Genomic DNA, 25007 nt, shown 5'->3' on the forward strand with positions numbered 1-25007 from the left:
CGTGACGAGGGCCGCCGACTGTTGTAGGGCGAGGCTGGAGGGCGAGGTTACGGTGCCCGGGTGGCACTGACATCGTCCCCGGAACAGCCGCTGCCGGTCCGCAGCGTGTCGCGCGCGCTGGGAGACTGGATCAACCGGCTGGGGCGAGTGTGGGTCGAGGGGCAGGTGACCGGGATCGTCCGCCGTCCCGGGATGGGAACGGTCTTCCTCACCCTGCGGGACCCGGTGGCCGACGTGTCCCTGCGGGTCACCTGCCCGCGCGCGGTGTGCGACGCGGTGGGGCCGGCGCTCGTCGACGGGGCCCGCGTCGTGGTGTGGGGCAAGCCGTCGTTCCACCCCGGCCGAGGCACGCTGGCCCTTGCGGTTGTTGAGATTCGCCCGCTCGGTGCCGGTGCGCTGCTGGCCCGGCTCGAACAGCTCAAGGCCACGCTGGCGGCCGAGGGGCTGTTCGCCGCGTCCCGTAAGCGGCGTCCTCCGTTCCTCCCGGCGGCCGTCGGTCTGATCACCGGGCGGGCCAGCGCGGCGGAGCGGGACGTGGTCGAGAACGCGCGCCGTCGCTGGCCGGCGGTGCGTATCGTGTTACGGGAGGTGGCCGTCCAGGGGCCTCTCGCGGTCGCCCAGGTCATCGACGCGCTGCGGGAACTCGACGCGCGTGCCGAAGTGGAGGTGATCGTCATCGCTCGTGGCGGCGGGTCGCTGGAGGATCTGCTGCCCTTCTCTGACGAGGCGCTGCTGCGGGCCGTCGTGGCCGCGCGTACCCCGGTGGTGTCGGCAATCGGACACGAGCAGGACACCCCTTTGCTCGATTTTGTCGCCGACGTCCGCGCCTCCACACCGACGGACGCGGCGAAGAGGGTGGTGCCGGACGTCGGTGAGCAGGCGATCGCGGTCGCCCAGCTGCGGGCCCGGGCCCGGCGGGTCGTCGAGCACCGGCTCGACCGGGAGGAACGTTGGCTGGCGGACACCCGGGGGCGCCCCGTGCTCGCAACGCCCACGCGCGACGTGGGCCGCAGAGCGGACGACGTGTCGGCGCTCCTCGCCCGTTCGCGCCGCTGCGTCCGCCACATGATAGATGTGACCGGGAACGATCTGGCCGCCACCCGCGCCCGGATGCGCGCGCTGTCGCCGGCGGCGACCCTCGACCGCGGGTACGCCGTGGTGCAGCGCACCGTGGATGGTGCGGTTGTGCGCGGGCCTGCCGAGGTTGCGGCCGGGGACGGGCTCGCCATCCGGGTGGCGGGCGGAACGCTGCGCGCGACGGTCGTGGACGGCTGAGCAGGCCCGGCGGCCCGTCGGCTGGAGGGGCCGCTCGCTCAGGAGACGCTCAGGAGATCAGGAGACGCTCAGGGGAGTGGAGTCGCCGCGGCCAGTCGAGCGCGGGCGCCGTCGAGCAGCGCCTGACAGGTCCTGGCGAGCTCCTCGCCCCGTTCCCAGAGGATCAGTGACTCCTCCAAACTCACCCCGCCGGCCTCCAACCGGCGGACGACCTCCTCGAGTTCGGCCCGCGCGGCCTCGTAGGTGACCGGTGGGGCCGGGACGCCCGGCGGGGGGACATCGGCGGAGTCCGAGGCGTGACCGGTAGGGCTGTCGTTGAATGCTTCGGGCATGGCCACCTCCGTGCCGCCTCCGCGGCCCTCTAACCTCTAGAACCCTCTATGCCTCTACAACCCTCTACAGCGAGGTCCGCTCAATCCGTGGACCGCGCGGTTCCGGGCCGGCCCCGGCGGAGCGGGGAGGCCCCCTGCCTCGGGGTGCCATCGTTTCAGGATGCCATCGGCGTTTGCGGCTCGGTCCCGGTGGGTTACGGGTTCGGCCCCGACTCAGCATCCACCGTTGGGCGACCCGACGGCCAGGGGGCACCGGCGTGGCGATTTCCCCTCCGCCTGGCCAACATGATATCCAACAAGGAACAATCATGGCTGAACCCGGTCGGTCCGGTAGAGATCCATAGTACAAGGTCACTGCACGGCGTTTCAGGTCGGTCGCGGTCCGAGACGGATCACGTCCGGCCTGGCACACTGGCCGTTACCCGCAGGACATCCAGTCCGGAGGTAGCAATGCCCGCGCTACGCCCGACGCCTCGTCGCCGGCCTCTCGGCGACCTCGCCCGAGAGTACGCTCCGCCTTCGGTTGCCGCCGTGGGTGCCGTGCCGAGGGGTGGGATGACCGGGACGCGGGGTGGCGGCGCCCACCTCGGATGGCGGATGCCGACGACGGGCCCGCTGCTACGTCGGGCGGCCGGGCTGGTCATCGGCATGGCGATTCTCATCCCGGCCGCCACCGCGCTGGAGGGTGGGGGCGAGCCACCGGCCGCAACGGCCGTCGCGCCCGCACGGCCTCCCGTCATCGCGGTCGCCGTCCAGCGATGACCGGGTTCGCGCTGACCGGGCGGCTTGCACCGACCGGGTTCCCACCGACCAGGCTCGCACCGGCGGCGCGATCAGTTCGTGGCGGCGGGAACGACCGGTCGCAGTGACGCGGCGAGGGTGACCAGATCGGCCTGATTCGCCCCGCCTTTGCCGCCTCCATCATCCACGATCACGGTGACGCCGCCGTCGGTCCGGGTGAGCGCGAGATGCCCATCGCCGTCCCGGCGTTGCTGCCAGGCGACGCCTTCCACATCGACCGTGCCGTTGGCCGGTCGGTTCCCCAGGATCCGCTGGACCGCGGTGGGAGCGTTGCTCTCGACGAAGCGAGCGAACGTCCGATGGTCGGGCCGATCGACAACATAGCCGATCGTCGCCTCGGCGGGACCACCGTCGGCACCACCGGTGGGCAGCGTCAGGCGGATGGAGGTCGGCTTCCAATAGGAGGGCAGGCCAGCCGGCCCGAGTGGGGAGTAGGGCGCCTGGCGGGCGAACGCCGCCATCGGCTCACTCGTCGCGACGACCTTGACCGTGGGCTCGTCGCTTCCGCGGGGCATGACGAAGATGACGAAGAGCAGGACACCCGCCATGACTACGGCGAGAGAGAGCGCCATGTCTCTGATCGTTTCCTGACCGCGTCGTCGTGCCACGTCCCCATCTTCCAGGTCTGAGCCCCCGGATGGGCACCCAGACCACGTCTGGGCGGCTCGCAGGGGTGGTGGTGTGTTCAGGCTCTCGCCCGGCTGGATGGCCTTATCGGGGAGCGCGGGGTGAGGAACCGGCCACGCCGGGACCTGTCGGGCAGCCGTCACGCCCCCTCCGCGTGACGGCTGCCCGATGCTTCGTTGGACGCGCGTACCGGGTTGAAGGTTGCGTGCCTCTTCGGCGGATTCGAGGTGTCGTGTCGACGACAGGCCGGATTTGCCGGACGGCCGCAGGCACACCTTCGCGGCGGGATAGGGTCATGGAGGTATATTCGGCGTCACTCTGGGCCTATCTCGGGCGCCGACGGGGCTCCCGAACTAGGCTCGGGGCCGTGTCTTCCACTGCTGAATCCTCCGTTTCCAGGCCTTCCGACGCCTCGTCCGTGCCCGACACGCTGGCCGTGCAGGGACAGGCTCCGGATCGCAACCTCGCGCTCGAACTTGTCCGGGTAACCGAGGCAGCCGCGCTCGCCGCGGCGCGCTGGGTCGGCCGTGGTGACAAGAACGGCGCGGACGGGGCCGCCGTCGACGCGATGCGCCGACTGGTCGGCACCGTCTCGATGCGCGGGGTCGTCGTGATCGGCGAGGGGGAGAAGGACGAGGCCCCCATGCTGTTCAACGGCGAGGTGGTCGGTTCGGGGGAAGGGCCCGAGTGCGACGTCGCCGTGGATCCCGTGGACGGTACGACGCTGACCTCCAAGGGGATGAATAACGCCATCTCGGTCATGGCGGTCAGCGAGCGTGGCTCGATGTACGACGCGAGCGCGTGTTTCTACATGGAGAAACTGGTCACCGGCCCGGAGGCGGCCGGGGCGGTGGATATCACGGCCTCGGTGGAGGACAACATCCGCGCCGTGGCGAAGGCCAAGGAGATCCTCCCGCGGGACGTCACCGTGGTGGTCTTGGACCGGCCCCGGCACAGCCAACTGGTCGAGCAGATCAGGGCGGCCGGCGCCCGAGTTAAGCTGATCTCCGACGGCGACGTCGCCGGAGCGGTGATGGCCGCCTCGGCGGACACCGGCGTGGACCTGCTGCTAGGGATCGGCGGCACTCCCGAGGGGATCATCACGGCCTGCGCGGTGACCTGCCTGGGCGGAGTGATCCAGGGCCGGCTGTGGCCGCGGGACGACGCGGAGTATCGCAAGGTCGCCGACCTCGGGGGCGACCCGACCCGGGTACTGTCCACCCGGGACCTCGTCGACAGTGACAACGTCTTCTTCGTGGCGACCGGCATCACGGACGGCGAACTGCTCGCCGGGGTGCGGTACCGGCCGGGCGGGGCGAACACGTCCTCGCTGGTGATGCGGTCACGCTCGGGCACCATCCGCCGAGTGGACAGCCAGCATCAGCTCACCAAGCTGCAGGCGTACTCCACCGTCCCGTTCTGAGCCGCCGCTGTCCCGGTCGCCACTCCGGTCGCAGCTCCGATCCAAGTCGCCGGTCCGGTCGGAGTTCCGTACAGTTTCCATGCTGTTCCGGTTCCGATCTGGTCGGGAGGTGGTCGCATGGTGCTCTACCCGCGACCTTCCGTCCCCGCGAGGGTGTTCGCGCGCCTCGACCCCCCGGGACCGCACGGCAGCGCCGCGGAGGTCCGGACGCTGGCGGGTGCGGCACGCAGGTTCCTGCGCCATCCACGGCCCCCCGTCCTGCTTGGTTGCGTGGGGACGCTTGCCGCCCTGCGGGCGGTCCGAGGCCCGTGGCGGATCCGGGACACCGGCGTCGCGGTGGCTGCCATGGCGGCGCAGCCCTTCGTCGAGTGGAGTGTGCACCGGATACTGCTCCACGCCCGGCCGGGCAGTCGGCTGGGATCGATCGGTTACCAGCTTGCCGGATACGGGCACGAGCAGCATCACCGCGATCCGACCAACCTCGACACGATGTTCTTGCGCCCCCGCGAGGTGATCAGCGGAACCGTCGCCGTCGCGGCGCCGGCGCTGCTCGGGCCGCCGTGGGCGGCGACCGGCGCGCTCTGCCTCGGGATGGGTGCGCTCGTCTACGACTGGACGCATTTCCTCATCCATACCCGGGTCCCCCCGCGCACGGCCTACTACCGGCGGTTGTGGCGAGGGCATCGTTTGCACCACTACCGCAACGAGCGGTACTGGCTCGGGGTGACCAGTCCGCTCGGTGATCTGGCCCTGCGCACCGACCCGCCGCGGGACGCCGTGGCACTCTCGCTGACCGCCCGCGGGCGGAGTACCGCCGCCACCCCGTCTGCTCAGTTTGTTCGGACTGCTTAGTTTGTTCGGCCTGCTCAGTGCTCCGGCAGGGCCTGTGACGGCGAGCTGAGGCTGGGGGATGCGAGGTCGTCCGGGTCCCCGGTGCCGGTTACCGGGCCAGGATCAGGCTGACCGAGCCGGGGGGTGAAAAGATCGGGCTGACGGGCTGCGCGCCGAAACCGATGGGTGTGGGCTCGTGGCACCGTGAGAGGCGGCGCGGGCCGCCCGACGCCTTCCAACCACGCGAGAAGCCGGCTGTCGGGCGTGTTCGCCTCGACGGTCAACCGAGCGAGGGCGAAGCGGTCGTCGGCGGGATGCGAGAGGACGTCGCGTACCGCGCAGGCCGAACTGTAGCCGGCCGAGATCACAAGCTGGCGTACGGACGGGTCGTATCCGCCGAGGGGGTAGGCGAACGTGCGAGGTTCGTCCCCGGTCGCCACGGCCAGCCGACGACGCGACAGCGTCAGTTCGGCGATCACGTCGGTCCGCGCCAGCTCGTCCAGCCGCCGTCCGGTGTGACCGGATCCGCCGATTTCTATCCCGAGACCCCGTATTCGATGAAGGTCGGTCCGGTTGAAATAGCCCGGATCACCGACCCGCGAACTGGTCACGAATACCGTCGCCGTCAGACCCGTCTCGGCCAGCCGGCGGAGAGCCTTCAAGGTTTCCACGCCGCCGTCGTCGAAGGTGATGACGACCGGGTTGGCCGACCAGGTGGCCGCGCGCAGGGATGCGGCATATTTCGACACGGTGAGCGCCTGCCGGCCGGAGGCGGCGATGATGGCGCAGTGCCGCATGAAGGTCGAGAAGGGGATCAGCCGACGTCGCGGGCCGCGTGGCGGCTGCGTGTCGAGAGACCGGTAGCGCAACATCGGGATCACCGGGGTTCTCTCCGCTGAGCAGGGACTGGCGGTCACCGGGACCCGGCCGGCTCACCAGCGGACAGGACGTACTCGCCGGAGAAAGGGTGAGACGTGCACGACAAGCGGGCCTCCCTACGTCCGCCGCCTCCAGGGGATGCGGCACCCGATAGGCCAGTGGAAGTGCGCCTGAGCGGCGGGTGCGTGATGCGGCATGGAATCTAGCACGAGCTGCGGCAATAGGTGTGGTCGCGTTGCCGGTGTTTGTCGTCGGCCGTTCCAGCTACATGCCTGTTATTGTTTTTATTGAGGGCGCGGATTTACTCATGGGTCGGTTGTGGCGGTACGGCCGACCTGGCGTGGGGAACTGGCGCGGGGAAGCGGCGGTCCGGGCCTACTACGACCGGCGTCGGCGCTCGGCGGCCGACTGCGAGAGGGAACGTTGCCGCTCGCGGCGCGCCACCTGGGCGCGGCGACCCCGGAAGAGCGCGATGACGGCCACCAGGATGAAGGCCGTCAGCAGGATCGGAGCGTGAAAGATCATCTCTGAGCCGACGTCGATGGCCTTGTTGCGCAGGCCGGAGCTGCCGTCCCCGGCCGCGGGGTTCAGGTAGCCGACGCCGAGGGCGATGAGCGCGTAGGCGAGCGGCGGCATGATCACTACGCCGATGAGGTCATCCGCATGCACGCGGACCGCGGCGAGGACGCACGAGCCGATGAACAGCACGCCGAAGGCGAACTTCAGGGAACCGAAGATCGCGGAGTCCACGATGGCACCTAGCCCACCGAGGACGAGGACGAGGATGCCGGTGCCGAGCGCGGTGAGGCCCCGGCGGCTGCCCGTGAACAGCGTGGGCGGCGGCCCACCCGCCCGACCGCGCGAGCTGCGGGCGTACAGATCGTCATGCCCGCGAGCGCGTGCGGATCTGCCCGGCGGTCCGGCCGACTGCCGGTGAGGCGGCACACTCACGAAGGCAAGGTACCGCCCGCAGATTTCCAATGCGTCAGGGCGATGCGCCAGACATGCGCATCAGCTCTCGTATTTGAGCTTTCGGTGTCGATCTCACTGCTTTCCGTTGCTTAAGCCTCCTTATGCTAGTCGTCTGCGTCTCATCTGACCGGATCTGCGCCGTCAGAGGTCTGATACCCGGCATCGACTCCGAGGTCCTCTATGGCGCCACCCCGCCCGGTCGTCGCGCCCTCCCCGATACTCCTCAGGAGCTCGGCGGCGGACAGCGGCCGCACGCCGGTCTCCACCGGAACCGGACTGGGGAGCCCCGCCTCGACGACTTCCATGGCCGCGAGCCGGCGGGCAGGGGTCAGCACCCGGCTTTCCAACGAGCCGACGGTGGCGTTGAAGTCCCCCACCGCCCGGCCGAGCGAGCGACCGAGGCGATCGACGTGTTCGCCCAGGGTGCCGAGGCGGGTGTAGAGGTCGCGACCCAGCTCGAAGATCTCTTTCGTCCGTGCGGTCAGCGCATCCTGAGTCCAAGCGTGGGCGATGGTGCGCAGCATGGCGATCAGCGTGGTTGGGGTAGCGATGATGACCTTCTTGCCGGCGGCGTGTTCGAGCAGGCCGGGATCGTGATCGAGGGCAGGGGCCAGGAACGCCTCGGCGGGGACGAAGAGCACCACGAACTCCGGGGACGACGGCAGCCGCCGCCAGTAGGACTTGGCGCCGAGGCCGTCGACATGCGCACGCAGATGGCGGGCGTGGGCGGCCATCCGGCGCGCGCGATGGTCCTCGTCCGTCGTGTCGGCGGCCTCCAGGAACGCGCTGAGCGGAACCTTCGCGTCGACGACCACGTTGCGGCCACCGGCAAGATGGACGACCATGTCGGGCCGTTGCGGGCCGTCGTCGCCCTGGATCGTCATCTGCTCGGTGAAGTCGCAGCGGTTGAGCATGCCGGCCACCTCCGCCACCCGGCGCAGCTGCATCTCGCCCCAGGCACCGCGGGCCTGGGGCCGGCGCAGCACGGTCACGAGCGCGGCGGTCTCCGACCGGAGGTTCTCCGACGCCTCACGGGCGAACCGCACCTGCTCGACGAGCGCCGCGTAGGCCTCGGTGCGCGCGGTCTCCAGCTCCCGCAGCCGGTCTTCCATCCGCCCGAGGGCCTCCCGCAGCGGCGTCACCATGCTCTCGACCGCCGAACGACGGGCGTCGAGGTCGCCGCGGGCACGGGCGCCGGCCTCGTCCAGCCGGGCGGAGGCCAGCTCCACCAACTGACGGCTCGCGCCCTCCAGAGCCTGCGCGGACAGCGCTCGGAAGCTCTCGGCGAGCCGGTCCTGGCTCTGCTCGACCAGCGCCACCCGCTCGGCCGCCGCTCGCTGCTCGTACTCCAGCGCGGTGCGCAGGCTGGACACGTCCGACTCGGCCAGCATCGCGCGCTCGGCAGCGGCGGCGGCGGCCTCCCGGGCCTGGTCGCGCTCCCGCATGGCGGCGGCGTGCGCGGCCGTGAGCGCGGCGACCCGCGGATCGGGGAAGCGGCGCGCGGCGGCGAATCCGCCCATGGCGCCGAGAGCCAGCCCGATCAGGGCCAGCAGCGCGCTGGTCGTGTCCACGGGAGAGAGGCAATCACGGCCCTCCGACAGTTTCGCGCGGTTTCGCGGTGAGTCGGTCCCCGGCGGGGCCCTTCCCGGCGGGGCGCTTCCCGGTGAGCGGCCGCAGGGCCCGTAGCCGTGAGGCCCGTAGCCGTGAGGTCCGTAGCCGTGAGGTCCGTAGACTGACCGGCCATGGGCTTGTCGATCGGGATCGTCGGGCTGCCCAACGTCGGCAAGTCCACGTTGTTCAACGCCCTGACGCGCAATGAGGTGCTGGCCGCGAACTACCCGTTCGCGACGATCGAGCCGAACGTGGGCGTGGTCGGGGTGCCCGATCCGCGTCTCGGCGAGCTCGCGAAGCTCTACGACAGCGCCCGGACGGTGCCGGCCACGGTCAGCTTCGTGGACATCGCCGGCCTGGTCCGAGGCGCGTCCGAGGGGCAGGGCCTGGGGAACCGCTTCCTCGCGAACATCCGCGAGTCCGACGCGGTCTGCCAGGTCGTCCGGGTGTTCTCCGATCCTGACGTGGTGCACGTCGAGGGCAGGGTCGACCCGGCCGACGACATCGAGACGATCAACACCGAGCTGATCCTCGCCGATCTGCAGACCGTCGACGCGCGCCTGCCGAAGCTGGAGAAGGAGGCCCGGGCCGACAAGGCGAAGCAGCCGTTGCTGGCCGCGGTGAAGGCCGCGCGCGAGGTGCTTGACGCCGGTCGCACGCTGTCCTCGGAACCGAAGATCGATCGCGACGCCCTGCGGGAGCTTTTCCTGCTCACCGCCAAGCCCTTCCTCTACGTCTTCAACGTCGACGAGGACGTCTTCGCCGATCCCGGTCGGCGCAAGGAACTTGTCGGGTCCGTCGCGCCCGCGGACGCGATCGTGCTGTGCGCCAAGGTCGAGGCCGAACTGGCCGAGCTCGACGAGGCCGACGCCGCGGAGCTGCTGGCCTCGCTCGGCCAGGAGGAGAGCGGCCTCGCCCAGCTGGCCCGGATCGGTTTCCACACCCTCGGGCTCCAGACGTTCCTGACGGCCGGCCCGAAGGAGGCCCGGGCCTGGACCATCAGGGCCGGGGCGACCGCGCCGGAGGCCGCCGGGGCCATCCACACCGACTTCCAGCGTGGCTTCATCAAGGCCGAGATCGTCTCGTACGATGCCCTGATCGCGGCCGGTTCGATGGCCGCCGCCCGCGCGGCCGGCAAGGTGCGCATGGAGGGCAAGGACTACGTGATGGCCGACGGCGACGTCGTGGAGTTCCGCTTCAACGTCTGAGCAGCCTCCCGACCGCTATGGCCGGACCGCGAAGGAATGCGAGTCCGGAAGTAGCTTTGGGATCAACGGCCGCCTCTACAGCGAGGCTGTGGCCGCGGCCTGAAGATCTCCGGCGGCCGTGGTCACCGCGCTAAACGAGCTGCCGGGTGGCCGCGGCGACGACCGCCTCGACCGGTCCTCGCATCCCGCTCGCCCGCCAGGCGGTGGCGACGGTCAGGGCCACGGCCGCCTGGAGCAGGAAGGACGGCGTCGGGTCCGCGGGGAGGAAGGACGCGGACATCACGATCACGTGGGCGCAGTAGAGGGTCAGCGTCATCGATCCGACGGCGATGAGCGGGACCAGCATCAGGGGCGGCAGCAGCCGGCTCAGGAGCAGGACGAACCCGAGCAGGGCGACCGCGGTCGCGCTGGTGTGCAGCAGATCGACGGGCGTGGACGAGTGCGGGGTGTCGACGGCCAGCCACCACCAGGTGTTCGTCGGGGTGCTGCCGTACAGCCCGGCGTCGAGGATGGAGCGCACCGGCAGCGGCCCGACTCCCGCGACCTCGACGGGATCGACGGATTCGAGTGCGGCCATGCCTGCGGCGTGCCGGAGCAGTGCCTAGGAGGCCAGCGACGCCGCCGCGGCGATCGTGCCACCCTCCGCGAGCAGGGCGGCGGCGACCCGCGTGGACCGTAGATCCAGCCGGCCGGCCGCGAGTCCCACACAGAGATACCCGAGCCAGGCGAGCGCCGGATAGAAGCCGGTGAAGCCCATCTCCAGGGTCAGGCTCACCGGGTGGGTGAACACCCGGCCGAAGGTTGGGTCGTCAAGGGTCGGGGACGGCAGATGGTCCCGGCTGAGGAGGCCTGCGGCCGGGACGACCGCGAACGCCAGCACCGTGACGACGACCAGCGCTCCGAGCGGAGCCCGCAGCAGCGGCACGGCCAGGATGAACATCAGCGCGTAGTAACAGAGGATCACCGCGATGCCGGAGTGGGTGTAGCCGAGGGCGAGGCCGATCGTCCCGATGCAGGCCGCTCGTGCCACAGTCGACGCGCGCGCCTGTGGCGCCGGCAGCCGGCCGGTCGACAACGCCAGCGCCACCCCGGCGAGTACCGCGAAGGCCGCCGAGGCCCGGCCGGAGGCGAGCAGATGCGCGGGGGTCGCCGCCCCGTCATCCTCGACCGCGGGATAGACGTGCGTCGCGACCATGCCGATCAGGGCGATGCCCCGCGCCGCGTCGACTCCGCGTACGCGGCCTCCCCCGGGGGCCTGCGGGTAACGGGGCTGAAGCATCGCGGGCACGCCCTTCACACTGGTCTCCGGGCGGGGGTGGGTTTCGTCCGGCCCGCCGGGAGTATCCCCGGGCCGATGCGGGCACCGCGACCGTGGCTCGGCAGTCAACGACTGATGAGTGGCAAGGAGAGGGGGATGGCGTGATCTGCCATCTGGCGGGCCGGTCCGAGTGGGCGGCCGGGGCTGGCGGGTACCGCCCGGCGAGCCTGGCATCCGAGGGGTTCATCCATTTCTCCGCCCCGGAGCAGGCCGTGGCCACCGCGAACCGGTACTACGCCGGGCATGCGGACCTGCTGCTGGTCGTCGTCGACCCGGAGCGGCTGAGCGCGGAGCTGCGCTGGGAGCCGCCGGCGGCCGGGGTGCCCGCCGGCCAGGCGCCCGCGGGGGGCACGCCCGCGCCAGGGGAGCTCTTCCCGTATCTCTATGGGATGATCGACACCGGCGCGGTGACGATCGTCGTACCGTTCCCGCCTGATCCGGATGGTGTCTTCAGGGTGCTGCCCAGCCTCTGGTGATCTCCAGATCTGTTCGGTACGAGACGTCTGTTCGGTACGAGAGCTCAGTACGAGACACCGGCCGAGTACAGGATCTGTGAGATCCTGCGGGCCAGGGCCACGTCCAGCTCGGTGACGCCGCCGACCGAGTGGGTCCAGACCGTGAAGGTCGTTGTTCCCGGGCCCCGCTCGACGACCGGATGATGGTTCATCGCGTCCGCTGCCTGCATGACCTCGGCCACGATCGCATCGGCCTCGTCCCCGTCCAGCATGATCTCCAACTGGATCCGGTCGGCGTCGCCGATCCAGCCGGGTAGTGCCGCCAACGCCTCGGCGACTTCGGTGGTGTCCAGTCTGCTCGGCATACCGATTCCCTCCGGCTGGTGATTCTCTGATTCTCTGGCTTGCGGTCCGACGTCCCGCTGCTGGGCGAGCCGTCCTGGTGGAGCCACCCGAAAGGCTCATCAGACACGATCCGCCGGGAACGGATCCACGGCTGGCCGGACTCTGGGAGAGTCCGGCACCATGAACGCGGATGTGGAGGGCTTGGATGCCCTCCCTTCTACCCATGGACGACGGCGTGGAACACCCGAGGACCGGGACGGCACCGACGTCCCGGTGGTGAGGGGACGTCTGGTCGTCGCCGTCGCGCTGCTCGACGACGATCGCCGGGTGCTGGCCGCCCGGCGCCGGGAACCGCATCCCTATGCCGGGATGTGGGAGTTTCCGGGCGGCAAGGTCGAGTCCGGCGAGCACGAGCTCGACGCGCTCGCCCGGGAGTGCCGGGAGGAGCTCGACGTCGAGATCGAGGTCGGTCCGCCGCTCGGCGAGGTCGGGCTGTCCAGCCCCGGGTGGGTGCTGCGGGTGTGGCTCGGCCGGGTGACGCGCCGGCAGCCCCAGCCCGTCGAGCATGACGAGCTGCGCTGGCTCGGCGTAGCCGAACTGGACGATGTCCGGTGGATGCCGGCCGACGGGCCCCTGGTGGCGGAGTTGCGCCGCGTGCTGTCGACTCCCGGATCGCTTTTCTGAACGCCGGCTTTTCTGAACGCCGGCGACGGGAGGTCGCGGACCGGTGAAGCCCCGGACCGGTGAAGCCCGTTGTAGCCGTGGCATCCGTACCATGGGTGCATCCGTACCATGAGTGGCGGTGCGACTGTTGCCGGTGTACGCGTGACGGGCAGATCGTCGTGCCGCGGCGCCGACACCATGGCGGGCACCCGCCAGAACGTTCGCGTCACCGGTTCATGCGTTACCGTCGTTTCATGCGGTGACGTCGTCGTCGTTGTTGCGGGGTCGCGAACCCCATGTCCGCCCCGGAGCGCATCACCGTGTCTCTTCGTGCCGATCTTCGAAACGTGGCAATCATCGCCCATGTCGACCACGGCAAGACCACCCTCGTTGACGCCATGCTGCGCCAGTCCGGCGCGTTCGGCGAGCATGCCGAGCTCACCGACCGCGTGATGGACTCGATGGACCTGGAGCGTGAGAAGGGCATCACGATTCTCGCGAAGAACACCGCGGTCCGTTACGGCGACATCACGATCAACATCGTCGACACGCCCGGTCACGCCGACTTCGGCGGTGAGGTCGAGCGCGGCCTGTCGATGGTCGACGGCGTCCTGCTGCTCGTGGACGCGAGTGAGGGCCCACTGCCCCAGACGCGCTTCGTCCTGCGCAAGGCGCTCGCGGCGCGGCTGCCGGTGGTGCTCGTCATCAACAAGGTGGACCGGTCGGACGCCCGGATCGCCGAGGTGGTCGACGAGACCTACGAGCTCTTCCTCGACCTCGACGCCGACGAGGACCAGATCGACTTCCCGATCGTCTACTGCAACGCGAAGGCGGGCCGTGCCTCCACCACCCGCCCGGCCGACGGGGTGAGCCCGGACTCACCCGATCTCAAGCCGCTGTTCGACCTTCTGCTGGAGACCGTGCCGGCGCCGTCGTTCGATCCGGACGCGCCGCTGCAGGCCCTGGTCACCAACCTCGACGCGTCCCCGTACCTCGGCCGGCTCGCGCTGTGCCGGGTGCACAACGGCACGATCAAGCGTGGTCAGCCGGCGACGCTGTGCCGGGCCGACGGCAGCCAGCAGCGCGTCAAGATCAGCGAGATGCTGATGACGCAGGCGCTCGAGCGGGTGCCGGCGGAGTCGGCCGGGCCGGGCGACATCATCGCCATCGCTGGCATCCCCGACATCACGATCGGGGAGACCCTCGCCGACGCCGATGATCCCCGGCCGCTGCCGGTCATCACCGTCGACGAACCGTCCATCAGCATGACGATTGGCATCAACACCTCCCCGCTCGCCGGCCGTTCCGGCAAGAAGCTGACGGCACGGCTGGTCAAGAACCGGCTGGACGCCGAGCTCATCGGCAACGTGTCGATCCGGGTACTGCCCACCGAGCGGCCGGACACCTGGGAGGTGCAGGGCCGCGGGGAGCTGCAGCTCGCCGTGCTCGTCGAGCTGATGCGGCGCGAGGACTTCGAGCTGACCGTCGGCAAGCCGCAGGTCGTCCCCCGCATTGTCGACGGCAAGATCCACGAGCCGGTGGAGCGCCTCACCATCGACGCGCCCGAGGAGTTCCTCGGCACGCTGACCCAGCTGCTCGCGCTGCGCAAGGGCCGGGTCGAGCAGATGGTCAACCACGGCACCGGCTGGATCCGGCTGGAGTACCTGGTCCCGGCCCGCGGGCTGATCGGGTTCCGGACCGAGTTCCTCACCGAGACCCGCGGTACCGGGCTGCTGCACCACGTCTTCGACCGGTACGAGCCCTGGTTCGGGGAGCTGCGCACCCGGGCGACAGGCTCCATGGTCGCCGACCGCAGCGGGGTGGCGACCGCGTACGCCCTGTTCAACCTCCAGGAACGCGGCACGATGTTCGTCGGGCCGACGACCGAGGTCTACGAGGGCATGATCGTGGGTGAGAACTCCCGGGCGGACGACATGGACGTCAACCCGACCAAGGAAAAGAAGCTCACCAACATGCGTTCATCCACCGGCGACGAGCTGGTCCGGCTCACCCCGCACCGGGTACTCACCCTTGAGCAGGCGTTGGAATTCTGCCGCGAGGACGAGTGCGTGGAGGTCACCCCGGGCTTCGTGCGGCTGCGCAAGGTGGCGCTGACCGCCGCCGAACGCGAGAAGATCCGCTCCCGCCGCCGAGCCTGAGCCCGGTCCCCAGATTGCGGCAAAGTCGCCCGTAGGGTCGTCAATGTGACGACAGCTGCCCCATCATCACCCTCTACTGCGCCACTTCCCGCCCGGCGGGTGATGTTCGTGCACGCCCACCCCGATGACGAGGTGATCTCGACGGGGATCGCGCTTGCCTCGTACGCCGCCGCCCCCGACACCCACGTCACCCTCGTGACGTGCACATTGGGGGAGGAGGGAGAGGTACTGGTGCCCGAGCTGATCAATCTGCAGGCGGATCGGGGCGATCAGCTCGGCGGCTACCGGATCGGCGAGCTGGCCGGTGCCTGCGCCGCGCTCGGCATCACCGACCAGCGTTTTCTTGGCGGTCCCGGGCGTTGGCGGGACAGCGGGATGATCGGCACCCCTGCCAACGACCATCCCCGCTGTCTGTGGCGGGCGGACCTGGACGAGGCCGCGGCGGAGCTGGTGCGGATCGTGCGCGAGGTCCGGCCGCAGGTGCTCGTCAGCTACGACGCCCGCGGTGGTTACGGGCACCCCGATCACATCCGGGCCCACGAACTCACCCGGAGGGCCTTCACCGACGCCGCCGACCCGTCCTTCGCCCCGCAGGCCGGTCCGGCCTGGCAGGTCGCCAAGCGATACGAGACGGCGCTGGCGCGGTCGAGCGCCGTCGCGGGCTTCGAGTACTTCCGCGATTCCGCCGCTGAGAGCAGCCCGTTCGCGGGTCTGAAGTCCGTGGACGAGCTGGGGATGACGCTTGTCGACGATGCGGACATTACGACCGAGCTCTCCGCTCCCCACTTCTTCGAGGCGAAGATCGCCGCCATGCGGTCGCACCGGACACAGATGAGCGTCGACGGGTTCTTTTTCGCGCTCGCCGATGGCATCGGTCAGCGAGCCTGGAGTGTCGAGCACTTCGTGCTGGCCGAGGGCGCCCGGGGGCCGGGGGACGGTCCGGGCGGGCGGGAGCGGGACCTGTTCGCCGGTCTCGTGTGTGAGCCCTGATCGACTCCAACGCCCCGGCCCGCTGACGACCTGGCCCGCTCGCCCGCCCGCCGGCCGCGGTGGCACAGGCACCTCGGTGGGAATGTTCTGGACGGCCCCGTGTTCGTAACGCTGTAATCAATGTAAGTGTGGCGTCGGCCGAGGAGGTCGGATGCGGACCAGACGTGCCAGGGGAGACGGACCCGACCCGGCGCGGCCCGGCGGTTCCCCGCCGGTCGAGCCGCTGGACGCCTATTCCGCGGTCGTGACCCGGGTGGCCGCGGCGCTGACCCCGTCGGTGGCGAGCCTACGGGTGCGTACCCGGCGCGGCGCGGGGGCCGGTTCCGGGGTGGTGTTCACCGACGACGGGTTCCTGCTGACCTCCGCGCACGTCGTCGAGGGGCATCGGGCCACCTCCGGAGCGTCGGTCGGGCTGGCGCAGTTCGCGGACGGCACCGAGCGCGAGGTCGACCTGGTGGGTGCCGATCCGCTCTCGGACCTGGCCGTGCTGCGGGCCCGGGGCACGACCCCGCCGGCTGCTGTCCTCGGGGACGCCGCGGGTCTGCGGGTCGGCCAGCTCGTCGTGGCTGTCGGCAACCCGCTGGGGCTCACCGGCAGCGTGACCGCCGGGGTCGTCAGCGCCCTCGGCCGGTCGTTGCCGACCCGTTCGGGCTCGGCCGTGCGGGTGGTCGACGAGGTGATCCAGACCGACGTGGCCCTCAACCCGGGTAACTCCGGCGGGGCGCTGGTCACGGCCGACGCCCGGGTGGTGGGGGTGAACACCGCCGTCGCCGGTGTCGGCCTGGGGCTGGCCGTCCCGGTGAACGACACGACGAGGAAGATCCTCGCCGCGTTGATGCGCGACGGCCGGGTCCGCCGGGCGTACCTGGGGGTCGCGGGGGCGGGTGTTCCGCTGCCGCCCGCCGTGGCCGAGCGGATCGGGCAGCGCCACGGTGTCTGGCTGGCCGAGGTGGTTGTCGGCAGCCCGGCCGGGATCGCCGGGCTGTTCACCGGGGATCTCGTCCTGTCGGTGGCCGGGACGCCCGTCGTCACCCCGGGTGATCTCCAGCGACTGCTGACCGAGGGCACGATCGGCCGGCCAGTGGAACTCACGGTGTGGCGGCGGGGCGCGTTGGTGGACGTGATCGTCGTACCCGCCGAGCTGGTGACCGCCTGAGGACCGGGCGGGCCCGGCGGACGATGTCCTACTGTCGGAGAATGCCCCGTCCCAGCGCCGGTCCCCGCCGGACGCCGCCCTCAACCCGGTTGTCCCGACAGCCGGCGCGGCCGTCGTTGCAACCGTCCCCGGACCCGCAACCCGGCAGGGCCTTTCTGACCGCCTCCTACACACTGGGGGTATTGCTGGGGGTCGGGCTGGGTCTCTACGGCGTCTTCCTCGTTCCCGCCGGTCCGCGGCCGGGGGGGATGCTGCTGTCGCTCGGCGTACTGGTCGCGCTGGTGGGCAACGGGGGTGCCGCGCTGCTGGTGCGGTGGCTGACGGGCACCCGGCTGGGACCCACGACCGTGCTCATCGGCTGGGCCGTCGTCGTGCTGCTGTTCGCCAGTTCCCGCCCCGAGGGGGACCTGTTGTTGCGGGCGAGCGGATTCGGGTACGCGTTCCTGTTGCTCGAGGCACTGAGCCCGATCGCGGTCATCGTCCTCGCCGGGGCACGGCGGGGGCTCGCGGTGCTTCCTCCCGGTCGCTGAGCACCGGTCCGGTCACCCGGCCGTCCGGTCACCCGGTCGTCCGTCTCGCCCTGGGAGATGTCACCGGCTCTTGTGATGTGGGAGATGTCACCGGCCCTTGGGGACTGTCGCCCACGTGGTGAGCCCACGCGGTGAGCGGAGCGGGTAGCGTGGTCGGGTGGGCAGCCCTGCGCACCGTGGAGAGAACCGGGCCGGCGCGCCCGCCTCCCAGACCTCTCAGACCCTCCAGGCCGACCGGCCGACGCTGCGGACGGCGGACTTCCGCAGGGCGGTCGGCAGGTTCGCTACCGGAGTGACGGTCCTCACGACCGTCGCCGACGGTCGCCATCTCGGCATGACGGCGAACTCGTTCGTCTCGGTCTCCCTCGACCCGCTGCTGGTGCTCGCCAGCATCCGCCGGGACGCCCGCTTCCACGGTCCGCTCATGGCCTCGGGGGTGTGGGGAGTCTCGGTGCTTGCCGAGGACATGGCCGAGACGTCGCGCTACTTTGCGAAACGCGCGTATGACCAGCCCGGCGACATGTTCGCGGGATGGGAGCACTCGATCGGGCCAGAGACCGGAGTGGTCCTGTTCGACGGCGCGCTGTCGGTCTTCGAGTGCCGGACAGTCACGACCCATCCCGGGGGGGATCACACCCTCGTCCTCGGTGAGGTCGTCTCGTTCGCCCAGCCGCGGGACGATGTCGGACCGCTCGTCTTCTACGACGGGCGCTACCTCGACCCGGTGGGTGCGGATACGGGAGGAACAGAGGCGCGGAGGGAAACAGACGGTTCCCGAAGCTAACGGGCGATTCCCGAGGCGAGCGGGCGGTCTCCGGGGCTAGTTGAGCCGGGCGCGGGCCGCGGCGGCGGCTTGGCGGGCGGCCGCCGCGGCGGCCGGCTCGACCGCGGCCACCGTGTTGGCGAACGCGGCCAGATCGGTGGCCCCGCCGAGAAAGTCGCCCAACCGGACGCGGAGCTCGCCGCGCTCCCGGCGCAGGCTCGCCGGGTGGTGGGGGAGCAGCAGGGACAGCTCGACGGCCCACAGCCGCATGTGCGGCGCGTCCGAGCGCGCCCCGAGGACCCGGATGTTGCCGAGGATCCGGGTGAGCACATCCTGCGCGCTCATCGGAGCGAGGTGGGCACGGGTGAAGGCGAACCCGGCCGCGCGTACCTTTTCTGCGGCGTCGTGCACCGTCAGTAGCCGGCCGGCGGCGAACGGATCGACGAGCACGTGGTCCTGGGGGGAACCCACCGCGACCACGACGTGCCCCGGAAGCCCGACGGGATAGGCGGGGACCCCGAGCCGGGCGGCCACCTCGAGCCAGACGACGGAGAGCAGGATCGGCAGGCCGCGCCGCCGGCGCAGCACATCGGGGAGCAGCGAGGAGCGGAGGTCGGTGTAGTCGTCCTCGGCCCCGGCGAAGCCGGCGGCGAGCCCCAGGGACTCGTGCAGCGTCTCGGCGGCGATCCTCGGGTCGAAATCCCCCGCTCCCGGGCCGACCCCCTCCAAGCGCCCCGCCGCCTCGGATCCGGATCCCGGCTGTGCCTGCCCGGGCTGTGCCTGCCCGGGTGGTGCCTGCCCCGGTGCGCCGGTCTGGCGTGCCATCGGCGTACCGTGGTCGGCCCGGGGGAACCGGGACCGTCGGCTCGAGGTCGTCCGCGCGGCGAGCAGTGGACGGGCCTGCGCGGCGAGTGTGTCGAGGGCGTTCAGGGTGGCGGTGGCGTTGGGGGTGTCGGCTGCCGGGTCGACCTCGGCGGTGAGCAGATGGCAGGCGACCGCCAGGTCGATCGGCTCGCGGCGCACGACCTCGGCGAACCTGCCGCGGCTGCGGGTGCTCACGAGAGCTCGCTCGGAGCGTTCACGCCGGGGGCAGCCGCCTCCGGGGCAGCCGCTCCTGGTGGGGCAGCCGCCTTCAGGCCGGGCACCTTCGAATCGGGCGCCTCTGGATCGGGCGGGTCCGGGACGGTCGTCCCCAGGACAGTCGCCTCCGCGATAGTCGCCTTCGGGGTAGTCGTATTCGGGACAATCTCCGTGAGAGCCGTCGCACCCGGGACATTCCGCGTACGTCGTGTCGGTGGGCGGGGTGGGATGACGCGTGCCGCTACGACGGCATCCTCGGTAACCTGGACGGGTGTGCCCTCGGCAGTGACAACCGTGAGCACACCCGATGACCATGACCGCAACGTTCCGAGAACATCACTGAGGGATACCGGTCCGGGGATGCGGTGGCGGAGCATAACTCGCGCGCCGACATCGGCCGGAGTGATGCGGACGACATACACCACCAGCGCACGCCCTTGTTGTCGACACGGAACTGTCCAGGTCGATACTAAGGACTCAGTCGCCCGTGAGCCGGAGGAGGAAAAACCGGTGACCTACGTCATCGCAGAGCCCTGCGTCGATGTCAAGGACAGGGCCTGCATCGAGGAGTGCCCGGTCGACTGCATCTACGAAGGCGGACGGATGCTCTACATCCAGCCTGACGAGTGCGTCGACTGTGGTGCCTGTGAGCCGGTCTGCCCGGTGGAGGCCATCTACTACGAGGACGACGTTCCCGATCAGTGGAAGGGGTACACCGACACCAACGCGAACTTCTTTGAGGAGCTCGGGTCGCCTGGCGGCGCATCGAAGGTCGGCGCCTTGGACTTCGACCCGCCGACGGTCGCCGCGCTGGCTCCTCAGGGCGAGTCCTGAGCGGCCCTGGGAGACCCGGCAACATCTCCGGAGTCCCGCGGTCACCGGCCCGGTCCCGGGTGCGGCTGCCCGACTTCCCGTGGGACCAGCTGGTCTCCTTCAAGGAGAAGGCCCGGCTGCATCCCTACGGGTTGGTCGACCTCTCGGTGGGTACTCCGGTCGACGCCGCGCCGGCCGTCGTGCAGCAGGCGCTGGCCGGCTCCGCTGACGCTCCGGGGTACCCGCTGACCGCGGGTACCCCGGAACTGCGCGAGGCGGCGGCCGGCTGGCTGGCCCGCCGGCTCGGCGTGCTCGTCGACCCGGGCGCGGTGCTGCCCGTGCTCGGGACGAAGGAACTGGTGGCTCAGCTCCCCGGTCAGCTCGGGCTCGAACCTGGTGACCGGGTGTGGGTGCCGACTCCGGCCTATCCGACCTACGAGGTCGGCGCGCTGCTCGCCCGCTGCGAACCGGTGGTGGGCCCGGCCGACGGGGTGACCCTGATCTGGTTGAACTCGCCGGGGAACCCGACCGGGCGGGTGCTCACGGTCGCCGAGATGCGCGCCGTGGTCACCTGGGCGCGGGAGCGCGGTGTGATCGTCGCCAGCGACGAGTGCTACATCGAGCTGGGCTGGGAGAGCCGGCCCGTCTCGGTGCTGCACCCCGACGTGTGCGGCGGCTCCCACGAGGGACTGCTGGCAGTGCATTCGCTGTCGAAGCGGTCCAACCTCGCGGGCTACCGGGCCGGGTTCGTCACCGGTGACTCGGCCCTGGTCGAGGGCCTCCTCGCGGTCCGCAAGCACGCCGGCTTCATGATGCCGACGCCCGTGCAGGCCGCCATGGCGGCCGCGTACGCCGACGACATGCATGTGGCGGATCAGCGGGCGCGCTACGCCAACCGGCGGGCCGTCCTCGCGGCGGCACTCGCGGTCGCGGGATTCACCATCGATCACAGCGAGGCCGGCCTCTACCTGTGGGCAACCCGGGGTGAGGACGCCTGGGCCACGGTGGACGCGCTGGCCGAGGTCGGGATACTCGTCGCGCCCGGGACGTTTTACGGGGAGGATGGCCGGTATCACGTCCGGATCGCCCTGACCGCTGCGGACTCGCAGGTGGCGACCGTTCCCGAACGGATGACGATGCTGTCGCCGGTCGCCGCCACGGGGCAGCCCGACTACGGCGCTCGGCCTGACTACGGCGCTCGGCCCGACTACGGTCAGCCGATCGCTCAGGGTAGCTATGGGGGCGCCGAGCCGGACATCCGTTAGCACCCGGCCCGGATCCGTGGCCCCGCTACCTCGCGAGGCCGGGGCCACCTCGTAGGGTCGGGCTTGTGAGCGCCTCGAACACATCCCTCGACTCTCCGATCGATCCCGCCGTCGACGAACTGTGGGAACGGCGGGCGGAGCTGAACACTGACGACGCCGACGCCCGCAAGATCGTGGTGGCCGCCGTCGACGCCATCGATGCGGGCGTGGCCCGGGTCGCCACGGTCACCGCGGGCGGCTCGGTCGCCGTTGACGAGCGGGCCAAGCGGGCGATCCTGCTGTCCTTCAAGGTTCTCGCCATGGTCGAGTCGTCCGCGGGTGACTTCCGCTTCCATGACCGGGTGCCGCTCAAGACCCGATTCGACGGCGTGCGGGTGGTACCGGGCGCGATCGTGCGCTGGGGCGCGCACGTCGAGCCCGGGGCCGTCCTCATGCCGAGCTACACCAACATCGGCGGCTACGTCGGTGCCGGCACCCTCGTCGACACCTGGGCCACGGTCGGGTCCTGCGCCCAGGTCGGCCGCAACGTGCACCTGTCCGGTGGGGCCGGGCTCGGCGGGGTTCTGGAGCCGCCGAACGCGGTCCCCGTCGTCGTCGAGGACGACGCCTTCGTCGGCAGTCGCTGCATGGTGGTGGACGGCGCGCGGGTGCGCCGCGGGGCCAAGCTCGGCGCCGGGGCGATCCTGACCGCCTCCACCCATGTCTTCGACGCCACGACCGGCGCGGAATACCCGCGCGGGGAGATCCCGGAGCGGGCGGTCGCGGTCGGTTCCAACCGGGTGAAGTCGTTCCCGGGCGGGGAGTTCGCGATGCCCTGCATCCTGGTGCTGCGGACGCTCGCCGAGGGCGAGATCCACGACAAGCTGGCGCTGAACGACATCCTGCGGGAGCACGGCGTCGCCGGCTAACGATCCTGTCACCGGTTAGCGATCTTATTGCTGGCTGGCGTCCTGTCGCCGGTTAACGATCCGCTGGCCCGGTGGCCGTAGGGTGACGGCATGAGCCTCGACCTCACGGCGCCCGTCGGCGAGCTGACCCGGGCGCTGGTCGACGTGCCCTCGGTAAGTGGGGACGAGGCCGCCCTCGCGGATGCGGTGGAGAAGGCGCTCACCGCGGTGGACGGGCTGCGGGTCGACCGGGACGGTGACGCCGTGGTGGCCAGGACCGAGCTGGGGTTGCCCGGCCGGATCCTGCTCGCCGGCCATCTGGACACCGTTCCGCTGGCGGGCAACCTGCCCTCGCGTGTGGTGGGCGGGCGGCTCTACGGCTGCGGGACCTCGGACATGAAGGCAGGGGTCGCGGTCGCGCTGCGGCTCGCGGGCACGCTCCCGGTCGCCACGCCCGGCGCGATGAGTCACGACGTTACCTGGGTCTGCTATGACCACGAGGAGGTCGAGGTGGCCCGCAACGGGCTGCGCCGGCTCGCTGCCTGGCACCGGGACTGGCTGGCGGCGGATCTGGCCATCCTGATGGAACCGACCTCCGGCGAGATCGAGGCGGGTTGCCAGGGCACCCTGCGGGTGGTCGTGACGCTCCCCGGCACCCGGGCGCACTCGGCCCGGTCGTGGCTCGGGGACAACGCCATCCACAAGGCCGGCGATCTGCTCCGCCGCCTCGCCGGCTACCGGGCGCGGACGGTGACGCTGGACGGCTGCACTTACCGCGAGGGGCTCTGCGCGGTGCGGATCGACGGTGGGGTAGCGGGCAACGTGATCCCCGACCGGTGCCAGGTCACGGTAAACTTCCGGTTCGCCCCGGACCGCGGCCCCGACGAGGCGGTGGCGCATGTCCGCGAGGTGTTGGGGGGCTACGACGTCGAGGTCACCGATCTCGCTGGCGGGGCGCTGCCCGGGCTCGCCGCCCCGCCCGCGGCGGCGTTCGTCGCCGCCACCGGTCGAGTGCCGGTGGCGAAGTACGGCTGGACGGACGTGGCGCGCTTCGCCGAGCTCGGAATCCCGGCGCTCAACTACGGGCCGGGCGATCCCAACCTGGCCCATACCCGGGACGAGTACGTCGAGCTCGCCGCGATCGACGAGGCCGAGCGGCTGCTACGGGCGTACCTGTCCGGTGTTGCTTGACCGTGGTGTCGCTGGACGCCTAGTTGCGATTTTTGTTACGCGTATGAGTCATCGGGGGTTGACGCCGTGGATCCTCCCATCTCGGCACGTTAGAGTTACGCGCGTACGTGCAGTGCCGGTCGGATGGGGGGTCCGGATGGTCGGTGGTGCGGCGGGTTCGGGGGCTCGGCACCAGGCCGGGGCGCGTCGATACACAGGTGACACGCGTTGTCGGCGCCAACCAGTGTTCTCCCCGTCGTCGGTCCGAAGATGTTGCGGCCGTGGGGGGTCTGCCAGGTGACGGGCACTGTCTTCAGCCATGCACAGGTGGGGTTGGCCGCGGGGCCGGGCACGGATGCCATCCCGAAACCGCTCGACGGGGCCGATGGGCCCGCCTGGTACGACCGCTACGAGGTGGGCGCGGACCCCGGCGCGGACCGAGCGTCCGACGGTGCCGTCGGCTACCGGGCGAAGGTTCGCTGGGAACGGCCGTACGGCTGGCTGCTCGTGGGCTCCGACGCGGCCGCCTGCGTGGTCGCGGCGGGAGTGGCCTACCTGGTCCGGTTCGGCGGACTGGTCGAGTTCGACCTGAAGCCGGTCTCCGCGACGCCGTATGTCGCCATGTCGATCCTGCTGCCCGTCGCATGGGTGTTGTCGATGTACCTGAGCCGGGCGTACGAGAGCCGGTTCCTCGGCAGTGGCTCGGAGGAGTTCCGCCGGGTCCTCAACGCCGCCGCGCAGCTCACCGCGGTGGTGGCCGTCCTGTCCTATGCGACCAAGGCCGAGCTCGCGCGTGCCTACGTGCTGATCGCCTTCCCGGCGGCGCTGCTGCTGACCGTGGCCGGCCGCGCCGCCGCGCGCGGCTACCTGCACCGGATGCGCCGGGCGGGCCGCTGCCTGCACCGGGTGCTGGTGGTCGGGGCGGGAGACTCCGCGGCGGCGTTGGTCCGGCTGGCCCAGCGGGATCCGACGTCGGGCTGGTCGGTCGTCGGTGTCGTGCTCGACCGCTCGCCCGGCCGGCACAGCCACGACTCCCCGGAACGCGGGGGGTTCGACCTGTTGGGGGTGCCGATCGTCGGGACGTCGGAGACCCTGCACACTGCCATCACGGCCACGCACGCCACCACGGTCGCGATCAGTCCGCAGATGGACGGCGAGACGCTGCGCCGGGTGCTGTGGACGCTGGAGGGCAGCGACGTCGACGTGCTGGTCTCCTCGGCGCTGACCGACGTGACCGGGCCGCGGATCTCGATCCGTCCGGTGGCCGGGCTGCCGCTGCTGCACATCGAGGAGCCGGAGCTCACCGGCGCGCGGCGGGCCATGAAGGGCCTGTTCGACCGCAGTGTGGCCGCGGGGGTTCTCCTGCTGTGCGCGCCGTTGTTCCTGGCCCTGGCGCTGGCGGTGCGCCTGACCAGTCGGGGGCCGGCCATCTTCAAGCAGACCCGGGTCGGCCA

At 71.1% G+C, this 25007-nt stretch carries 26 protein-coding genes and 1 pseudogene; 17 read left to right on the top strand and 10 right to left on the bottom strand.

What is annotated here, in order from left to right:
* Positions 1–60: 60 nt before the first annotated feature.
* Entirely contained in the window at positions 61–1275 is a 1215-nt protein-coding gene (gene xseA / locus AC08OQ_RS01050) for an exodeoxyribonuclease VII large subunit (RefSeq protein WP_476598762.1), read from the top strand.
* A 68-nt stretch (positions 1276–1343) separates the two neighbouring features.
* Here the strand turns inward: xseA and AC08OQ_RS01055 are convergent, their stop codons facing one another.
* Positions 1344–1613 (bottom strand): exodeoxyribonuclease VII small subunit, encoded by a 270-nt coding sequence (locus AC08OQ_RS01055; RefSeq protein ID WP_476598761.1) that lies wholly within the window; start codon positions 1611–1613, stop codon positions 1344–1346.
* A gap of 549 nt (positions 1614–2162) precedes the next feature.
* Here AC08OQ_RS01055 and AC08OQ_RS01060 point away from each other — a divergent pair.
* A complete protein-coding gene (locus tag AC08OQ_RS01060) occupies positions 2163–2369 on the top strand; it encodes a hypothetical protein (RefSeq protein ID WP_462187145.1) in 207 nt (68 codons plus the stop codon).
* Between the two features lie 71 nt (positions 2370–2440).
* Here AC08OQ_RS01060 and AC08OQ_RS01065 read toward each other — a convergent pair whose 3' ends face one another.
* Positions 2441–3016, bottom strand: a complete 576-nt coding sequence (locus AC08OQ_RS01065) for a DUF4245 domain-containing protein (RefSeq protein ID WP_462187146.1) — start codon at positions 3014–3016, stop codon at positions 2441–2443.
* Positions 3017–3453: 437 nt separating this feature from the next.
* On the opposite strand from AC08OQ_RS01065, the gene glpX reads away from it, so the two are divergent.
* Both glpX and AC08OQ_RS01075 read left to right on the top strand, forming a co-directional pair.
* A complete protein-coding gene (gene glpX / locus AC08OQ_RS01070) occupies positions 3454–4458 on the top strand; it encodes a class II fructose-bisphosphatase (RefSeq protein ID WP_462187147.1) in 1005 nt (334 codons plus the stop codon).
* A 117-nt stretch (positions 4459–4575) separates the two neighbouring features.
* Positions 4576–5310 carry a sterol desaturase family protein gene (locus AC08OQ_RS01075; RefSeq protein ID WP_476604220.1) on the top strand — a complete coding sequence of 245 codons (735 nt, stop codon included), beginning with the start codon at positions 4576–4578 and terminating at the stop codon, positions 5308–5310.
* Positions 5311–5324: 14 nt separating this feature from the next.
* On the opposite strand, the gene AC08OQ_RS01080 is transcribed toward AC08OQ_RS01075, so the two are convergent.
* The 3 genes from AC08OQ_RS01080 to AC08OQ_RS01090 all read right to left on the bottom strand — a co-directional run bounded on the left by AC08OQ_RS01080 (position 5325) and on the right by AC08OQ_RS01090 (position 8711).
* Complete coding sequence (locus AC08OQ_RS01080; protein WP_476601971.1) at positions 5325–6161, bottom strand: polysaccharide deacetylase family protein; 837 nt, start codon at positions 6159–6161, stop codon at positions 5325–5327.
* Between the two features lie 385 nt (positions 6162–6546).
* Positions 6547–7113, bottom strand: coding sequence for a DUF6542 domain-containing protein (locus tag AC08OQ_RS01085; protein WP_476601972.1), 567 nt, complete (start codon positions 7111–7113; stop codon positions 6547–6549).
* A gap of 146 nt (positions 7114–7259) precedes the next feature.
* Complete coding sequence (locus tag AC08OQ_RS01090; protein ID WP_476601970.1) at positions 7260–8711, bottom strand: DNA recombination protein RmuC; 1452 nt, start codon at positions 8709–8711, stop codon at positions 7260–7262.
* 171 nt (positions 8712–8882) lie between these two features.
* Between AC08OQ_RS01090 and ychF the strand changes: the two genes are divergently transcribed.
* Positions 8883–9959 (top strand): redox-regulated ATPase YchF, encoded by a 1077-nt coding sequence (gene ychF / locus AC08OQ_RS01095; RefSeq protein ID WP_476601969.1) that lies wholly within the window; start codon positions 8883–8885, stop codon positions 9957–9959.
* Between the two features lie 130 nt (positions 9960–10089).
* On the opposite strand, the gene AC08OQ_RS01100 is transcribed toward ychF, so the two are convergent.
* On the bottom strand, positions 10090–10536 hold the full coding sequence (locus AC08OQ_RS01100; RefSeq protein WP_476601968.1) for a hypothetical protein: 447 nt from the start codon (positions 10534–10536) through the stop codon (positions 10090–10092).
* 24 nt (positions 10537–10560) lie between these two features.
* A complete protein-coding gene (locus tag AC08OQ_RS01105; protein ID WP_476604219.1) occupies positions 10561–11256 on the bottom strand; it encodes a heparan-alpha-glucosaminide N-acetyltransferase domain-containing protein in 696 nt (231 codons plus the stop codon).
* Positions 11257–11378: 122 nt separating this feature from the next.
* On the opposite strand from AC08OQ_RS01105, the gene AC08OQ_RS01110 reads away from it, so the two are divergent.
* Positions 11379–11753, top strand: a complete 375-nt coding sequence (locus AC08OQ_RS01110; protein WP_476601222.1) for a DUF952 domain-containing protein — start codon at positions 11379–11381, stop codon at positions 11751–11753.
* A 44-nt stretch (positions 11754–11797) separates the two neighbouring features.
* Here the strand turns inward: AC08OQ_RS01110 and AC08OQ_RS01115 are convergent, their stop codons facing one another.
* Positions 11798–12097, bottom strand: coding sequence for a 4a-hydroxytetrahydrobiopterin dehydratase (locus AC08OQ_RS01115; RefSeq protein ID WP_462187153.1), 300 nt, complete (start codon positions 12095–12097; stop codon positions 11798–11800).
* Positions 12098–12257: 160 nt separating this feature from the next.
* On the opposite strand from AC08OQ_RS01115, the gene AC08OQ_RS01120 reads away from it, so the two are divergent.
* From AC08OQ_RS01120 to AC08OQ_RS01145, 6 genes are all read left to right on the top strand, one after another.
* Entirely contained in the window at positions 12258–12761 is a 504-nt protein-coding gene (locus AC08OQ_RS01120) for a (deoxy)nucleoside triphosphate pyrophosphohydrolase (protein WP_476601220.1), read from the top strand.
* 275 nt (positions 12762–13036) lie between these two features.
* Positions 13037–14899 carry a translational GTPase TypA gene (gene typA, locus AC08OQ_RS01125; RefSeq protein ID WP_476601218.1) on the top strand — a complete coding sequence of 621 codons (1863 nt, stop codon included), beginning with the start codon at positions 13037–13039 and terminating at the stop codon, positions 14897–14899.
* A 102-nt stretch (positions 14900–15001) separates the two neighbouring features.
* A complete protein-coding gene (gene mshB / locus AC08OQ_RS01130; protein ID WP_476601226.1) occupies positions 15002–15889 on the top strand; it encodes an N-acetyl-1-D-myo-inositol-2-amino-2-deoxy-alpha-D-glucopyranoside deacetylase in 888 nt (295 codons plus the stop codon).
* A 151-nt stretch (positions 15890–16040) separates the two neighbouring features.
* Positions 16041–17045, top strand: coding sequence for a S1C family serine protease (locus AC08OQ_RS01135; protein ID WP_476601216.1), 1005 nt, complete (start codon positions 16041–16043; stop codon positions 17043–17045).
* A gap of 23 nt (positions 17046–17068) precedes the next feature.
* Complete coding sequence (locus tag AC08OQ_RS01140) at positions 17069–17575, top strand: DUF6113 family protein (RefSeq protein WP_476611873.1); 507 nt, start codon at positions 17069–17071, stop codon at positions 17573–17575.
* A 157-nt stretch (positions 17576–17732) separates the two neighbouring features.
* On the top strand, positions 17733–18359 hold the full coding sequence (locus AC08OQ_RS01145) for a flavin reductase family protein (RefSeq protein ID WP_476593187.1): 627 nt from the start codon (positions 17733–17735) through the stop codon (positions 18357–18359).
* A 36-nt stretch (positions 18360–18395) separates the two neighbouring features.
* On the opposite strand, the gene AC08OQ_RS01150 is transcribed toward AC08OQ_RS01145, so the two are convergent.
* Together AC08OQ_RS01150 and AC08OQ_RS01155 are read right to left on the bottom strand one after the other, a co-directional pair.
* The gene (locus AC08OQ_RS01150) at positions 18396–19397 is read right to left on the bottom strand and encodes a transglutaminase family protein (RefSeq protein ID WP_476601213.1); all 1002 of its coding nucleotides are present in this window, start codon (positions 19395–19397) and stop codon (positions 18396–18398) included.
* Complete coding sequence (locus AC08OQ_RS01155; RefSeq protein ID WP_476611874.1) at positions 19394–19843, bottom strand: putative acetyltransferase; 450 nt, start codon at positions 19841–19843, stop codon at positions 19394–19396. Before AC08OQ_RS01155 ends, AC08OQ_RS01150 begins: the two co-directional genes overlap by 4 nt.
* A gap of 85 nt (positions 19844–19928) precedes the next feature.
* Here AC08OQ_RS01155 and fdxA point away from each other — a divergent pair, with 85 nt between their 5' ends.
* From fdxA to AC08OQ_RS01180, 5 genes and pseudogenes are all read left to right on the top strand, one after another.
* The gene (gene fdxA, locus AC08OQ_RS01160; protein ID WP_011438232.1) at positions 19929–20252 is read left to right on the top strand and encodes a ferredoxin; all 324 of its coding nucleotides are present in this window, start codon (positions 19929–19931) and stop codon (positions 20250–20252) included.
* 59 nt (positions 20253–20311) lie between these two features.
* Positions 20312–21383 (top strand): annotated as a pseudogene (gene dapC / locus AC08OQ_RS01165) (succinyldiaminopimelate transaminase); the annotation flags it as partial.
* Positions 21384–21561: 178 nt separating this feature from the next.
* Entirely contained in the window at positions 21562–22404 is an 843-nt protein-coding gene (locus AC08OQ_RS01170) for a 2,3,4,5-tetrahydropyridine-2,6-dicarboxylate N-succinyltransferase (RefSeq protein WP_462188423.1), read from the top strand.
* Positions 22405–22494: 90 nt separating this feature from the next.
* Entirely contained in the window at positions 22495–23574 is a 1080-nt protein-coding gene (dapE, locus tag AC08OQ_RS01175; RefSeq protein ID WP_462188422.1) for a succinyl-diaminopimelate desuccinylase, read from the top strand.
* Between the two features lie 276 nt (positions 23575–23850).
* A partial coding sequence (locus AC08OQ_RS01180; RefSeq protein ID WP_476611875.1) for a nucleoside-diphosphate sugar epimerase/dehydratase occupies positions 23851–25007 on the top strand: 1157 nt, incomplete at its 3' end.

This window comes from Frankia sp. CcCS3 (genome assembly GCF_977927575.1).

Bases quoted from the DNA above. Each gene is read 5' to 3' on its own strand.
- mshB (WP_476601226.1), top strand. From the start codon at position 15,002: ATGTTCGTGCACGCCCACCCCGATGACGAGGTGATCTCGACGGGGATC.
- AC08OQ_RS01120 (WP_476601220.1), top strand. From the start codon at position 12,258: ATGAACGCGGATGTGGAGGGCTTGGATGCCCTCCCTTCTACCCATGGA.
- dapE (WP_462188422.1), top strand. From the start codon at position 22,495: ATGAGCCTCGACCTCACGGCGCCCGTCGGCGAGCTGACCCGGGCGCTG.
- AC08OQ_RS01135 (WP_476601216.1), top strand. From the start codon at position 16,041: ATGCGGACCAGACGTGCCAGGGGAGACGGACCCGACCCGGCGCGGCCC.
- AC08OQ_RS01060 (WP_462187145.1), top strand. From the start codon at position 2,163: ATGACCGGGACGCGGGGTGGCGGCGCCCACCTCGGATGGCGGATGCCG.
- ychF (WP_476601969.1), top strand. From the start codon at position 8,883: ATGGGCTTGTCGATCGGGATCGTCGGGCTGCCCAACGTCGGCAAGTCC.
- AC08OQ_RS01115 (WP_462187153.1), bottom strand. From the start codon at position 12,097: ATGCCGAGCAGACTGGACACCACCGAAGTCGCCGAGGCGTTGGCGGCA.
- AC08OQ_RS01100 (WP_476601968.1), bottom strand. From the start codon at position 10,536: ATGGCCGCACTCGAATCCGTCGATCCCGTCGAGGTCGCGGGAGTCGGG.
- AC08OQ_RS01080 (WP_476601971.1), bottom strand. From the start codon at position 6,161: ATGTTGCGCTACCGGTCTCTCGACACGCAGCCGCCACGCGGCCCGCGA.
- AC08OQ_RS01075 (WP_476604220.1), top strand. From the start codon at position 4,576: ATGGTGCTCTACCCGCGACCTTCCGTCCCCGCGAGGGTGTTCGCGCGC.
- AC08OQ_RS01140 (WP_476611873.1), top strand. From the start codon at position 17,069: ATGTCCTACTGTCGGAGAATGCCCCGTCCCAGCGCCGGTCCCCGCCGG.
- typA (WP_476601218.1), top strand. From the start codon at position 13,037: ATGTCCGCCCCGGAGCGCATCACCGTGTCTCTTCGTGCCGATCTTCGA.